Consider the following 14,243-nt stretch of genomic DNA (forward strand, 5'->3'; position numbering starts at 1 on the left):
AGCTCACTGGTCGAGCGACAGGGCATCGATGATGATCGGGCATTAAGTATAGTACCGAAGCTAAGGCAGTATTTATACTGGGTAGGGGAGCATTCTATTCTGCGATGAAGCAATCTGGTGATGGATTGTGGAGCGTATAGAAAAGCAAATGTAGGCATAAGTAACGATAAGGCGGGTGAGAAACCCGCCCACCGATAGACTAAGGTTTCCTGATCAACGCTAATCGGATCAGGGTTAGTCGGGACCTAAGGCGAAACCGAATGGTGTAGTCGATGGACAATTGGTTAATATTCCAATACCACCGTATTCAGCGATGGGGTGACGGAGTAGTGAAAGATCCGCGGACTGACGGAATAGTTCGTTAAAGGGTGTAGTTATAGGCTGTGTAGGCAAATCCGCACGGCTTGATGAACCCGATAGTACCACAATGCTTCGGCAGCGTGGATAGTGATCCTAATCAGACTTCCAAGAAAAACCTCTAAGCATATGTATATGGTGCCCGTACCGCAAACCGACACAGGTAGTCAAGGAGAGAATCCTGAGGTGCTCGAGTGATCCGTGGCTAAGGAACTAGGCAAAATGGCCCTGTAACTTCGGGAGAAGGGGCGCTTCCTCCGACTTGTCGGAGAAGCCGCAGTGAATAGGCCCAGGCGACTGTTTAGCAAAAACACATGGCTTTGCGAAATCGAAAGATAAAGTATAAGGCCTGACACCTGCCCGGTGCTGGAAGGTTAAGGGGGGATGTTATCCTTTTGGAGAAGCATTGAACTGAAGCCCCAGTAAACGGCGGCCGTAACTATAACGGTCCTAAGGTAGCGAAATTCCTTGTCGGGTAAGTTCCGACCTGCACGAATGGTGTAACGATCTGGGCACTGTCTCAGCCACGAGCTCGGTGAAATTGTAGTAGCGGTGAAGATGCCGCTTACCCGCAACGGGACGAAAAGACCCCATGAACCTTTACTATAGCTTCACATTGGTATTGGGTAAATGATGTGTAGGATAGGCGGGAGACTTTGAAGCTGCATCGCTAGGTGTGGTGGAGTCGTTGGTGAAATACCGCCCTTTATTTATCTGATGCCTAATCCGCGAATGCGGAGACAGTGTGTGGTGGGTAGTTTGACTGGGGTGGTCGCCTCCAAAAGAGTAACGGAGGCTTTCAAAGGTACCCTCAGTACGCTTGGTAACCGTACGCAGAGCGCAATAGCATAAGGGTGCTTGACTGTGAGGCCTACAAGCCGATCAGGGTCGAAAGACGGATATAGTGATCCGGTGGTTCCGCATGGAAGGGCCATCGCTCAAAGGATAAAAGGTACTCTGGGGATAACAGGCTGATCTCCCCCAAGAGCTCATATCGACGGGGAGGTTTGGCACCTCGATGTCGGCTCGTCACATCCTGGGGCTGGAGAAGGTCCCAAGGGTTGGGCTGTTCGCCCATTAAAGTGGCACGCGAGCTGGGTTCAGAACGTCGTGAGACAGTTCGGTCTCTATCTGTTGTGGGCGTAAGAAGTTTGAGAGGACCTGTCTTTAGTACGAGAGGACCGAGATGGACTAACCGCTGGTGTATCAGTTGTGCCGCCAGGTGCACCGCTGAGTAGCTACGTTGGGAAGAGATAAGCGCTGAAAGCATCTAAGTGCGAAACTCCCCTCAAGATGAGACTTCTTTATAAGGGACGTTATAGATGATGACGTTGATAGGCTGCAGGTGTAAAGGCAGGAATGTCAAAGCCGAGCAGTACTAATTACCCGTAAACTTTCCGTAGGCCACCTACTGACTTGTTCAGTAGGTGGCGCCAAACACTTTTTTGTGTGATACTCTTACAATTAATATGTCACTGTTAGTGATAAGGTATAAGGATAAAGATTTAAGGTGAGCCTTAAGACTTAATCCTTACCCCTTAAAACTACAGTTAAGATTTTATGGTGATTATAGCGGTGGGGTCCACCTCTTCCCTTTCCGAACAGAGAAGTTAAGCCCACTTGCGCTGATGGTACTGCCTTTACCGGTGGGAGAGTAAGTAGTCGCCAGATTTTTATTAAAAACCCTTATCCATAACAGATAAGGGTTTTTTTATGGACTTGAATTACCCGTATTTATAGAGTCAAACGGATTGATACTTCTATTTTTACTTCATTTGAGACAAGATCGTCCATCGTGCCAAAATCTAAATTGAAATCATCTCTTTTGATAGAGCAATCTCCAGAGAGAATCAATAATTTATCCTCTCTTTGAGTATCATAAGCCAATATTGCGATGTTGGAAGAGTCCTTGATGCTTAAAATGCCTTTAATCTCGCCCTTGTCTTTATTTTCGGTCGATTGAAAGCGGATGATAGGATAGGCCTCAGGGTTGAGAAATACATCTGTCTTTAAGCTCCTATCACGATTTTTGTTGCCAGTATTAATAGTATTGGCATTTATTTCTACAAAAACATTTTCCACCAAATCACCATTTATAACGATTGAACCCTTGAACTCAGTGAACTTTCCTCTGACATTCAAAACACCAAAGTGCTTAGCACTAAATGATATTTGGGTATTGAAAGAATTAATTTCATAGGTCTTGGCCGATCCAGAGGATTGGAACAAAACCAGAGCAAGAAGTAACTGGAAGAATGAAGTAATCATTCTTCTACAGCGAGTACGTTTAACTCAATTCTTACATCGTTACCTATAAGAGGCTTTCCGTTCGGAAGTTTTCTATCAAATGTAACACCATAGTCGTGCCGATTGATGGTCAACGTTGCAAATACCGCCATGGTATTCAGACCTCTAGGGTCTTTTGCAGGGCCTATAATTTTGAAAGGGAACTCAACAGTATTGGTGGTTCCATGAATTGTCAGTTGACCCTTCATGATGAATTGATCTTCTTGTTTTGTTACAGATTGATTTTTGAAACGAATTTCAGTGTAATTGGCAGCGTCTAAAAACGCGGGACTCTTGACAGCTTGTTCCCCACCTGTACTATTGCTAGTATAACTCTCGACTGAAATAATGACATCGGCCGCGATTTTTGAAGGGTCTTGATCATAGGTGATGGTCCCTTTAACTGTATTAAAACGACCAAGAACATCCACAGATCCGAATCTTTGAACCTTAGAAGTGACCGCGGTATGTTCATTGTCGATGCTGAAATTTTGTGCGTTTGATTGAATTAGTATACCTAGAAATAAGAGGCTTAGTAAATGTTTGAGCATAGTGATAATTGTTTCTCAAGGTTTACTAGGAAAGGATGGGAGTGTTATGAAAAAGGGTTGGTCCGTTAGTAGGTGGGGATAAAATGCCTTATCTAAGTGAGACGATGTTAATCCAGCGCAACAATAGCTTTTAACGCATTTTTGTAGGATCTGCTAAGCTTGAGTTGATGGCCAGTTTTTAGTATGACCATATATTCTCCATTGAAATAGTTCTGTAGCTCCTTAATTTCAGATTTTTTAACAATGGTCGACCTATGGATTCGGACGAAGACTTCTGGATCCAATTCACTCTCTATTTGGCTAATCGTCCCACGTTTCAGAAACTTTTCTCCATTGGTATTGACCTCAATATAGTTACCTGAAGCGTTAAGGAAGATAACTTCTGATAAGGGTACCAATTCGATTTTCCCTACCGACTTTATGGCAATTTCAGTTCTATACTGTTTGTTTGAAACGTTTGTACTAAAGCTAGTAGAGTCAATAATGTGATTGAGAGCATTTGATCGACAATGGGCTTTAGCCTTATTAAGGCTCTGGTAAAACCTTTGATCGGTATAGGGTTTTAGTAGGTAATCCACGGCATTTAGTTCGAAGGCTTTGATGGCTTGATCATCAAATGCGGTGACGAAAATAAAGAAAGTATTCGCGTGCCCCATCAGTTGTTCTACCACTTCGGTTCCAAGTAAATGTGGCATTTGAATATCCATAAATACGATGTGCGGACTTTGGGTCAAGATGTGACTCAGAGCATCTTTGCCGTTCGATGCGGTACCGATGATTTCACAGTCCTCAACTTTCTCCAACAATATCTTGATGGAATCAATTGCTAGTGGCTCATCATCCACTATGAATACTTTATAGTAGAACTCACTCATGCAATTCTGACTTTATTGGAATTTCAAACTTAGCAAGAGTACAACCATTAGCACTCTTTGACAAAGAAAAGCTTGCGGAGCCATTGTAAATGGTTTGAAGCCTTTGTCGGACATTCTTGATGCCCATTCCATTAATTGACAGTTTTCCCGTGTTTTCAGAAAGATCCGTACCGTTATCCTCAATGTTAAGGGATAGATAATCTTCATCCAGTACTGCAGATATTTTTAAAGAAGCATTGTCCATTGAATGGAACGCATGTTTAAAACAATTTTCTACAATTGGCTGTGAAATGAAGGCAGGGATTTGTGTACTTTTCGCTTTTTCATCCAGATGAAACTTCACCCTTAGGGTATCACCGAATCTAATTTTTTCTACTTCAAGATATTTGGCTATGAGTTCCATTTCTTCCTCCAGACTAATGAGATTTTTTTCTTGATTTTTGAGCGTGGCTCTTAACAAATCACTTAAGGTGGCAATAGTCTCCGTAGCAAGTTCTAGCTCATTCTTTCGTATTAATGAGGCTATAGAGTGTAAAGAGTTAAATAGAAAATGGGGTTGAATCTGTGCTTTTAAAGTATCTAATTGAGCCGATAAGAGCTGTTTTTCCAATGATTGTACTTCGAGGTCCAGCTCGTGTTGGCGCTCTTTATTCAATTTGGCCTTCTGATAGTAGATGATCAGCATACTGAAGGCAGCAATGAGAAGGTAGACCAACAAGTTGGCCGCTGTCCCTGTGGTCAAATTCGCTTGGAGAAACTCAAAAATGCTCGTTTCCGGGCTAAAGAAAAGCTTGCTAAGGGTGCTAAGTATAATCGTATATACTAGCGTGAAACCTATGGCATAGCCAAAGTGAATCATCCCGTTTTTCAAACGATTCGTGCTTCGAACCCGGCTGACCAAACTAAATATAAAGGGAGTGAGGACCGCCCAGCCCATCCAAACTACTGATTGGCGCCAAACAAAATTTGGCCAGCCACCCTCATAACTATTTTGAAAGCGTACATAGAGCTGTGTAGCTGAGATTAGAGTGATCAACAGCCAGAATGTAAAATTGATAAAAAGCAGGCGAGCATTATGGGCTTGTGCCTTCCGAAAAAAACTCATGAATCATGGATAAGCCTTCCATTCAAAGAATTTTCGCAAATTCTTGAACATAAAGTTACTTAAATTACGTAGTTATGTCTTTAGAGTTGAATCTCAAAGACTTTCCAGTTTCTAATGCTCGCAGTAATCAATTTTCTTAACCCCACTTTACTATGGGGGCTCCTTGCGATATCAATTCCCATAATCATTCATCTCTTTAATCTTAGAAGAGTAAAAAAGATTGAATTCTCGAATACTTCACTTCTAAAGCGAGTAAAAGAAGAGAGTTCTGCAAAAAGGAAACCGGTAGAGTTATTAATACTCATTTCAAGGATTCTCGGTGTGATTCTCCTAGTACTGACTTTTGCCCGGCCTGTTTACAAGAATCAAAAGAATGATTTGAGTTTACAGGATGAAGTGCTCGTTTATTTGGACAACTCTTTGAGTCTTTCTGTGAGGGGAGATGGGGCGCAAACTGCGTTTGATAATGCATATAGTCTTACACAGGATTTGGTGAATGCCTATCCGGATGGTACTGTATTTAGATTCATAGAAAACAGCTATAGCAATTCAATAGCCACAGAATTTACCAAGTCTTCTTTGACCGATAATCTGACAGAAATCAAACAAGTCGGTGTTGACCGTAGCTTTCTAGAAATTTCTAATAGACAGACTGGCCAGGGCATAAGTGGAGACATTTACTTTGTATCCGATTTTCAGGATAACACAGGTTTAGAACTGCTGAGAACCGATACAGCCAATAACTACTTTCTAGTGCCAGTTGCTGGTTCAGAATACAGTAATATCTATGTCGATAGTGTGTATCTCCAAAATACCTTTTTGTCTGGCAGCGTGACAAATCTTTTAAGAATCCAGCTAAGAAGAAATGATCGAAGTATTGATCAAGTTAATTTAAAGCTGTACATCGATGATCGGCTTTCTGGAACCAGCCAGGTTAATTTTGAAGGTGATCTTTTGGCTAGTTATGATTTTGAAATTCCCAGTGTAGATCAAGGGATGGATAAGATCAGGATTACACTCGATGACCCTGGGTTGGCCTTTGACAATGATTATTATTTAGCGATCAATCAGTTGGATAAAATCCGAGTTTTAGAAATTTACCAATCCAACACTCCCTCATTTATTTCTGCTCTTTTCGAAGACAATGAGTTATTTCAATTTGAAAGGGTTAACGCGAACGCTTTAGATAATCAGAAAATTGAATCGGCCGATTTTATACTCATCAACCAACTAGCGACTTATACAAATCAGCTTTCCAATGCTATTTCTAATTCAATTGATGGGGGTAAGACAGTGCTTATAGTACCAGCAAGACAATCAAACCCTAATGAGCTGAATAGACTGGGACTGGGCGTTGTTAGAGGAACTCAGCAACGAGTCGATTTAGAGGTGCCAGACTATGAAAATCCGTTTTTCGAGGGGGTATTTGTCGAAAACTCTGAAAACCTTGAGATGCCAAATGCAAGGGTCTTGTTTAGGCTAGTTAATGAAGAACTTCCTTATTTAAGCTTTAAGAATGGGAGGTCTTTCTTATCTAAGGTATTGAGTAATGGCAGCTTATTTTTCTTTGCCAGCAGCTTTGATTCAGATCTGACGTCATTTCCGAATCATGCGCTTTTTGTTCCGGTTCTCTACAAACTTGCACTTGGGAGCAAAGCCAATTTGTCGAATTTGTATTATAGTACTGATGATGAAACGATTATTTATCCGATGAACGGTCAAGATAGGAGTGATATTTATGAATTGAGAAGAGGTGATGTGCTATTAATCCCCGATCAACGTCAGGAAGAGAATAGGTTGATTATGGAAATTCCAAAAGATCAAATATCGGCTGGACATTATGATTTGGTACTTAATGATCAGAATGTAGGCACTTTAGCTTTCAATTTACCCAAAGAGGAGTCGGATATACATAGCATTGACTTCGATTATCTCGAGGAACTTAGTGCTGCGCCTAGTGTTACATTATTGAATAGTGATGGAAGTCAGTCAGTTAAGGAAGAAATTAGGGCTGGTATAGATGGAATTCCGCTTTGGAAGTATGCCTTGTTAGGAGCATTGCTTTTTCTTTTTTTAGAAATAATATTAATCCGATATTTGTAGCATGGAATTTTTGATTCGTGCTGCTGAAATTCTGCACCCTGATTCTCCACTTCACAAATCCACAAAGGACGTATTAATCTCAAACGGCAAGATCCATCGGATCGCAGATCGTATTGAATTTGATGGTCAGGTGATTTCCGCTGATGGTTTGAAATTGAGCATCGGTTGGTTCGATATGAGGGCTCATTATAATGATCCAGGTTTTGAGCATAAAGAGGATATTGATAGTGGTACGAGGACAGCTTTGTCAGGAGGATTTACTGATGTAGCCCTCTTGCCAAACACCAATCCAGTGGTTAACACTAAGAATGGAGTTTCATACTATCAAAAACACAATAAACTTTCTCCAGTAAACCTTCACCCCATTGCGGCAGTCACCATTGATTGTCAAGGTAAGGAGTTAACGGAGATGATTGATTTACATCATGCCGGGGCAATAGCTTTTTCCGATGGCCTAAAAACAATATGGCATACCGACATCTTATTGAAAGCCCTTCAATACCTACAGAAATTTGATGGACTATTGATTAACAGGCCGGAAGATCAACACCTGACTGCCTTTGGGCATATGAATGAAGGGCAAGTTAGCACGGTGCTGGGCCTCAAAGGGATGCCTGCACTTTCTGAATCTGTGATGATTCAGAGAGACTTGAAATTACTCGACTATGCAGGGGGAAAGATTCACTTTAGCTTGGTCTCAACAAAGGAAAGTGTAGAATTGATTAAGGCAGCAAAGGCTGATGGCCTAAAAGTAACCTGCGATGTAGGTGTGAACTATCTGAAATTCACCGAGCAGGATCTTGAAGACTATGACACAAACCTGAAAGTCAATCCACCTTATCGATTGGAAGAAGATCGTCAGGCCCTTATTGAGGCAGTTTTGGACGGCACTATCGATGCAGTTGTAAGCGATCACAACCCTCATGATGAAGAGGGTAAGAAACTTGAATTCGATTTAGCCGACTTTGGTTCGGCTAATCAACAATCCTTCTATAGTGTCATAAGCGCTATCTTAGGAGATAAGTTGGATCAAGTGATGAGTAACTTCACTTCGAATCCGAGAGAGATTTTGGGCATTGAAGTACCCAAAATTGAGGAAGGGGCAGATGCCTGCTTAACACTTTTTAGTCCAAAGAAGCATTGGACATTCAATTCTCAGACCAATAATTCCAAATCAGTGGCTTCACCTGTTTTCGGTAATACGCTGGAAGGGGTCGTCATTGGAACCATAAACAAAGGAGAGCTTCATCTCAATAATTATGAAGATTAATCCGATAATACCCAGGCTTTCATTTCGGTATGGACTGGCAGGAGGGCTAATGGCCATTGTGGCATTTCTGGTTTTCTTCTATTTGGATCAAGAGCCTTGGAGAAACCTGATTTCCTTTATGCTTGATATCTTGATCGTTGGATTGTTCTCTTTCCTTTCTATCAAAGATTTTAGGTCTAATTATAATAATGGTGAACTGAGGTTCTATCATGGGATGAGCCTTGGTTTTATTTGCTATAGTACTATCGCATTTGTGTTTGCCATATTCTACCTGGTATTTATGCAGTGGATAGAGCCCGACTTCTTGAATATGTTTATTGAGACTGCTAAATCGGATATGGAGTTGAGAAAGGACATGATTTTGCAGGGAGTAGAAAGCGATCCTGAGATCTACTTTGCAGAACAACTGGCTTCTCTGGACAAAATCACCAAATCGAGCCTAATTTTTGATTCATTTTTGAAGAAGCTGATTTTTGGAATTTTCTTGACCCCGATCTTTTCGATTGTATTGAGAACACGCCAAGCCTAAAATCTATCGTTAATCCTGTCAATTATTCACTTAAGTAAAAAAGAAGAGGTGATAGACCTTAAGTAGGTAAACTTGCAGAAAATAAGTATTTTTCAAGTCGTCAACCTTAATTAAACTAAGATGGAAGAACAAATAACTACAGGCCAGGTGGCCAAAAAATGGGGATTGATTTATGGTCTTGTAGCCACAGTAATCAATTTAATTCCGCTATTACTTGAATTACAAGCTTCGTGGTGGCCTGTTGTGAACATTGTGATAGCCGTGGTTATGTATGCATTGGCTACCAAGGAGTTTAAGACTAATAATGGTGGTTTTATGACCTTTGGCGAGGGCTTTAGGATAAGTATGGTCGCTGCACTGATCGCAGGAGTGATCCGAAACGTAGTGAACTATGTATACGTTAAGTTCATTGATGACACTGTAATGCAACGCATTCAACAGGCAGTTGAAGACAGCTGGAGAGAACAAGGAATGTCGGAGGAGCAAATAGAACAAATGTCGGGCTTTTCAGCAGGCATATCAAATCCAGAGATTACCTTAGTTTTGGGTATTGTATTTGTACTGCTCGGTGGGCTAATCTGGGGTTCGATAGTTTCTGCAGTGAATAAAAACGAGGCTGAAGATTTTTAGAAATTGACACAAATATCTATAGTAATACCGCTTTATAACGAAGAGGAATCACTACCAGAACTCATTGATTGGATAAGCCGTGTGATGAAAACGCATGGCTTTCTTTATGAGGTGCTAATGGTGGATGATGGCAGTACTGATGGCTCTTGGGAAGTAGTGCAAACGCTAGCTCAAGAGCATCCGATCAAGGCTATTAAATTCAACAGAAACTATGGCAAGTCCGCGGCCTTGAATGTAGGCTTTAAGCATGCCGAAGGTGAAGTTGTTATTACTATGGATGCGGATTTACAGGATAGCCCTGATGAAATTCCTGATTTGTTCGAAATGGTCAAGTCAGGAAAACACTTGGTTTCTGGTTGGAAGAAGAAGCGTTATGACCCAATAACCAAGACCATTCCCTCTAAGTTGTTTAATGGTGTGACCAGAATACTTTCCGGTATAAAGCTTCATGATTTCAATTGTGGTTTAAAGGCGTATGACCAAAAGCTGGTTAAGACGCTGGATATCTATGGCGAAATGCACCGTTATATACCAGTGATCGCAAAGCGGAATGGATTCACTAAAATTGGTGAAAAAGTCGTTGAGCATAGAGCCCGAAAGTATGGTCAAACTAAGTTTGGTATTGAACGGTTTATTTATGGCTTTTTAGACCTCCTATCTATTTCATTTGTCTCTAGGTACAAGAAGCGTCCAATGCACTTCTTTGGTTCATTGGGCACAATGTCCTTTCTTCTAGGCTTTGTTTTTGTTTTGGGAATTACGTGGGAGAAGGTCAGGGCCATTTACATCCTTAAGACAGGTGACTATCGCGATATTGTTGAGCAGCCGCTGTTCTTCTTAGCCATTGCCGCTATAATTGTTGGGGTGCAACTCTTTCTAGCAGGATTTGTGGGTGAAATGATGGTCATGAACTCTCACAAGAGGAACGACTATATTTTTGATGAGACCATTGGCTTGGATCAATGAATTTCTATTCGATTATAATTCCAGTCTATAATCGACCCGATGAAGTAAGAGAACTTCTAGAGTCACTCACTGCCCAAACTTTCAAGAATTTTGAAGTCCTAATTATTGAAGACGGATCTAGAGAAACTTGTGATAAGGTTGTGAATAACTTTAGCAGTACACTGGATATTCACTACTATTTTAAGGAGAATTCAGGGCAAGGATTTACTAGAAATTACGGCTTTGATAAGGCTAGAGGAGACTACTTGGTGGTTTTCGACTCTGACTGTTTGATTCCATCTTCATATTTTGAAACAGTTGAGAAATTTCTAGAAGAAAATAAAGTCGATGCTTTCGGAGGACCAGATGCAGCGCATGAGTCATTTACAGATTTACAAAAGGCCATCAGTTATTCAATGACATCTCCTTTTACCACTGGCGGCATTCGAGGAAATAAAAAGCATGTTGGCCGATTTCACCCAAGAAGTTTTAACATGGGTATCTCCAAGCAGGTCTATGAAGTCACTAAAGGGTATAAACTGACCAGAATGGGAGAGGATATTGAGTTTAGCATTAGAATTATCAATGAAGGATTCTCCACCGCCCTTATTGAAGATGCCTATGTTTACCATAAGAGGCGAACCAGTCTTTCTCAGTTTTACAAACAACTTCACTTTTTTGGGAGAGCCAGGATCAATGTAAACAGGTTCTTTCCTGGTGAGTTAAAACCCATTCATCTGTTGCCGGCACTTTTTACCGCAGGTTTGGGAATATGGTTAAGTACGATTATGTGGAGTTATGATCTCTTTAGGTTAGGCGCAGCTGTGTTGTCGACATTTTTCCTTTTGATATTAATCCATGCCCTGACTAAGACCAAAAGCCTGAAAGTCGCACTAATGAGCTTGGTGACCTCCTTTATTCAATTGTTTGCTTATGGCATGGGTATGATTTCCGAAAAGCTTAGTCCCAGGGGCAATCAGCCCTTCGCGCAGAAATAAATAATCTCATTAGCGGGTAGGGCATACCGATCGACCTTTTCCCTTGGTAGCTCCATGACAAACCTGTCTTCAGTGACATTAAAGCCAGCTTTTTCTAACCGTTTTCCATAATCTAGCCCAAATAAGCGCACATGATCATCTTGCCAGTAAATGCGTTCTCTTTCTTTTGGGTCCGTAATTGTAGGATCTTCTAAGGTGGTATCTCTGCTATAATCTTGTGGAGACTGGATAATCGCCCAACCACCAGGCTTTAGAACCCTATGAATTTCACTCATTGCTTTGATGTCATCCTCTACATGTTCCATTACGTGATTGCAGAAAACCACGTTGAATGTATTGTCTTCAAAGGGGATGTCATGAACATCCATTTTGACATCAGCAAGAGGAGACTCGAGGTCAGCCGATGTATAATCGATATTCTGCATGGATTTAAACTTCTTGATAAAACATAGCTCTGGTGCTATGTGTAAAAGTTTAAGGTCCTCTGTAAAGAAATTTGTCCTCTCTTTGAGGTAAAGCCACATGAGGCGATGTCTTTCTAAAGATAGGGAGTCTGGACACAGAGCATTAGGTCTGGGGTTTAGACGTCCGTAAGGAAGAAATTCCCGATATGATATCTCACAAATAGGGCATTCGACCTTATTTCCTCTCATGAAAAGGCTAATAAACCTAAGCCCGTAGTGGCTGAAGTACTGAAGATACTTGCGAGGAACGTTCCTCAACATGAAGCTGATGAGCTTTTTCATGAATAAAATTTCGACAAAGATAGAAATCCATTGTTAAGTATTTCTGACCATCTACATTATGATTAACCTTATGGTCTTGTCTATTTGCCGTTCTTATAAATCAAAGAATCGGATTAAACGCTGGGCCCTTTCAAAACATCTAAATAAGTATGGATTTTTCCGTCTGTCGTTAAACATTTACAATAGGTAAGGGTTTACAGACTGGATTAGAGGAGTTTATAACTATTGGGGTAGTTATTGATTATTTCAGAGGTTTCAAACTTTTTTGGACGGAGAGAAAGAGAATTTTATAAAGTATAATTTCGCAAAGCGTTTAAAAGATATAGCGTTTAATTAAACAATCATGAGAAATAAGTTAATCATTTTTGGTGTCGTCATAGTAGTGGTAATCATTGCGGCTGTGCAGATTTTTAATCCTTCGAAAGCTGAAGAAACTACATCGCTTTATGCTATGGCCGAAAGAGGTGAGTTTACAGTTGAAGTAACTACGACCGGTGAATTGTCGGCTGAAAGATCGACAAAAATTATTGGTCCGGCTTCCGCTCGGGATTTTGGTATCAGGACAATGACCGTTCAAAGGTTAGTAGCAGAAGGCACGCAAGTGAGTGCTGGTGAATTTGTTGCTCAACTTGATCCGGGGGAACTCTATGACAAGATTCAGGCTGAAAAAGACAGGTTGGATGCTGAGACCGCTGAGTATGACAATGCTAAAATTGATACGGCATTAACCTTGAGCGCTGAGCGAGATAAACTAATCAACCTTGATTACAATATTGAAGAGAAGCAGCTTCAGCTAGAGCAATCTCAGTATGAGCCGCCAGCAACAATCAAGAAATATGAGAATGAACTAGAGAAATTGAAGCGCGATAAAATGCGTGCTATTGAGAACTATGGTTTAAAAATAGAGCAAGCCAAATCTAAGTTAATCGAGGCTACTGCAGACCTTAAGCGTGTACAGACTAGGTATGACAGAATGCAGAGGCTGATCAATGACTTTACTATTCTTGCTCCGCAAGATGGTATGGTGATTTACACCAAAGGTGGATTTGGAGGAGACAGAATTATTGAAGGCTCTTCAATTAGTCCTTACTCTCCGAATGTTGCAGAACTTCCTGATTTGTCTAGCATGATTTCAACTACTTTTATCAATGAAGTTGATATTAGAAAAGTGAAACCAAATCAGCCGGTATCTATTGGTTTAGATGCTTTTCCAGAGAAACAGCTATCGGGTAGAGTGCTTCGTGTAGCGAGAGTAGGTCAGCAAAACCCTAACTCTGATGCAAAGGTATTTGAGGTAGTTGTAAGATTGAATGAACGAGATGGCGACCTGAGACCAGCAATGACCACAAGTAATGTCATTGTAACTCAGAAATTAGATAGCGTTGTCTATTTACCTCTGGAATGTCTTCATGTCTACAATGACTCCATCAACTACGTAGTGAAGAAGGGTGGAGCCCTGCAAGAGGTTCAAGTAGGCCAAACCAATAGTAATGAGGCAGTCATCATGTTAGGTGTAGAGGAAGGTGAAATGATTCACATGTCTTTGCCAGCCTCTGCGGAGGGAAAAGAGCCTAAGCTCTTAGCTCAGCTAGATGGAAAAAGAATGCAGAAGTATGAGTCAGCACCAGAGCAATTGCTTAACGGTGAAGGTGAATGGTTAATGCCTGATGGTTCTCCGATGAATCCCAGAATAATCGATATACTAAAGAAGCAAGGAGTGAAAACTCCTGAAGAGGCTCTAGAAGCGGTTAAGAATTTTCGTGGTGGCCGTGGAGGTCAAAGAGGTGGTGGTGCAGCCAGAGGCGGTGCCGCAAGATCAGGACAGCCAAACAATTAATCTAGACTCTT

Annotated in this window: 12 protein-coding genes and 2 rRNA genes (1 of these 14 running past the window's edge); 9 read left to right on the forward strand and 5 right to left on the reverse strand. The window is 41.2% G+C overall.

Going from position 1 to position 14,243, the window contains the following annotated elements; all coding sequences use genetic code 11:
- Nucleotides 1–1,759, forward strand: a 23S ribosomal RNA gene (locus BFP97_RS18655); it begins 1,132 nt to the left of the window's first position.
- A 157-nt stretch (nt 1,760–1,916) separates the two neighbouring features.
- Nucleotides 1,917–2,028 (forward strand): 5S ribosomal RNA (gene rrf / locus BFP97_RS18660).
- 63 nt (nt 2,029–2,091) lie between these two features.
- Here the strand turns inward: rrf and BFP97_RS18665 are convergent.
- From BFP97_RS18665 to BFP97_RS18680, 4 genes are all read right to left on the reverse strand, one after another.
- Complete coding sequence (locus BFP97_RS18665) at nt 2,092–2,625, reverse strand: YceI family protein (RefSeq protein ID WP_069843868.1); 534 nt, start codon at nt 2,623–2,625, stop codon at nt 2,092–2,094.
- Nucleotides 2,622–3,194, reverse strand: coding sequence for a YceI family protein (locus BFP97_RS18670; protein ID WP_069843869.1), 573 nt, complete (start codon nt 3,192–3,194; stop codon nt 2,622–2,624). Before BFP97_RS18670 ends, BFP97_RS18665 begins: the two co-directional genes overlap by 4 nt.
- A 107-nt stretch (nt 3,195–3,301) precedes the next feature.
- Entirely contained in the window at nt 3,302–4,069 is a 768-nt protein-coding gene (locus tag BFP97_RS18675; RefSeq protein WP_069843870.1) for a LytR/AlgR family response regulator transcription factor, read from the reverse strand.
- Entirely contained in the window at nt 4,062–5,174 is a 1,113-nt protein-coding gene (locus BFP97_RS18680; protein ID WP_069843871.1) for a sensor histidine kinase, read from the reverse strand. Before BFP97_RS18680 ends, BFP97_RS18675 begins: the two co-directional genes overlap by 8 nt.
- Nucleotides 5,175–5,288: 114 nt before the next feature.
- Here BFP97_RS18680 and BFP97_RS18685 point away from each other — a divergent pair, with 114 nt between their 5' ends.
- The 6 genes from BFP97_RS18685 (at nt 5,289) to BFP97_RS18710 (ending at nt 11,649) form a co-directional block, all read left to right on the forward strand.
- Nucleotides 5,289–7,277, forward strand: coding sequence for a BatA domain-containing protein (locus tag BFP97_RS18685; RefSeq protein ID WP_069843872.1), 1,989 nt, complete (start codon nt 5,289–5,291; stop codon nt 7,275–7,277).
- Nucleotide 7,278: 1 nt separating this feature from the next.
- Complete coding sequence (locus BFP97_RS18690) at nt 7,279–8,547, forward strand: dihydroorotase (RefSeq protein ID WP_069843873.1); 1,269 nt, start codon at nt 7,279–7,281, stop codon at nt 8,545–8,547.
- Nucleotides 8,537–9,076: a DUF4199 domain-containing protein gene (locus tag BFP97_RS18695; protein ID WP_069843874.1), complete on the forward strand. Its 540-nt coding sequence runs from the start codon at nt 8,537–8,539 to the stop codon at nt 9,074–9,076. The genes BFP97_RS18690 and BFP97_RS18695 overlap by 11 nt, the downstream gene beginning before the upstream one ends.
- Before the next feature lie 120 nt (nt 9,077–9,196).
- Entirely contained in the window at nt 9,197–9,706 is a 510-nt protein-coding gene (locus tag BFP97_RS18700; RefSeq protein ID WP_069843875.1) for a DUF4199 domain-containing protein, read from the forward strand.
- A gap of 3 nt (nt 9,707–9,709) precedes the next feature.
- Complete coding sequence (locus BFP97_RS18705; RefSeq protein WP_069843876.1) at nt 9,710–10,672, forward strand: glycosyltransferase family 2 protein; 963 nt, start codon at nt 9,710–9,712, stop codon at nt 10,670–10,672.
- Nucleotides 10,669–11,649 carry a glycosyltransferase gene (locus tag BFP97_RS18710; RefSeq protein ID WP_069843877.1) on the forward strand — a complete coding sequence of 327 codons (981 nt, stop codon included), beginning with the start codon at nt 10,669–10,671 and terminating at the stop codon, nt 11,647–11,649. Before BFP97_RS18705 ends, BFP97_RS18710 begins: the two co-directional genes overlap by 4 nt.
- Here the strand turns inward: BFP97_RS18710 and BFP97_RS18715 are convergent.
- A complete protein-coding gene (locus BFP97_RS18715) occupies nt 11,628–12,395 on the reverse strand; it encodes a class I SAM-dependent methyltransferase (RefSeq protein WP_069843878.1) in 768 nt (255 codons plus the stop codon). The genes BFP97_RS18710 and BFP97_RS18715 overlap by 22 nt on opposite strands.
- A 343-nt stretch (nt 12,396–12,738) precedes the next feature.
- On the opposite strand from BFP97_RS18715, the gene BFP97_RS18720 reads away from it, so the two are divergent.
- The gene (locus BFP97_RS18720; protein ID WP_069843879.1) at nt 12,739–14,232 is read left to right on the forward strand and encodes an efflux RND transporter periplasmic adaptor subunit; all 1,494 of its coding nucleotides are present in this window, start codon (nt 12,739–12,741) and stop codon (nt 14,230–14,232) included.
- Nucleotides 14,233–14,243: the final 11 nt, after the last annotated feature.

Source organism: Roseivirga sp. 4D4, from assembly GCF_001747095.1.
GTDB lineage: Bacteria > Bacteroidota > Bacteroidia > Cytophagales > Cyclobacteriaceae > Roseivirga.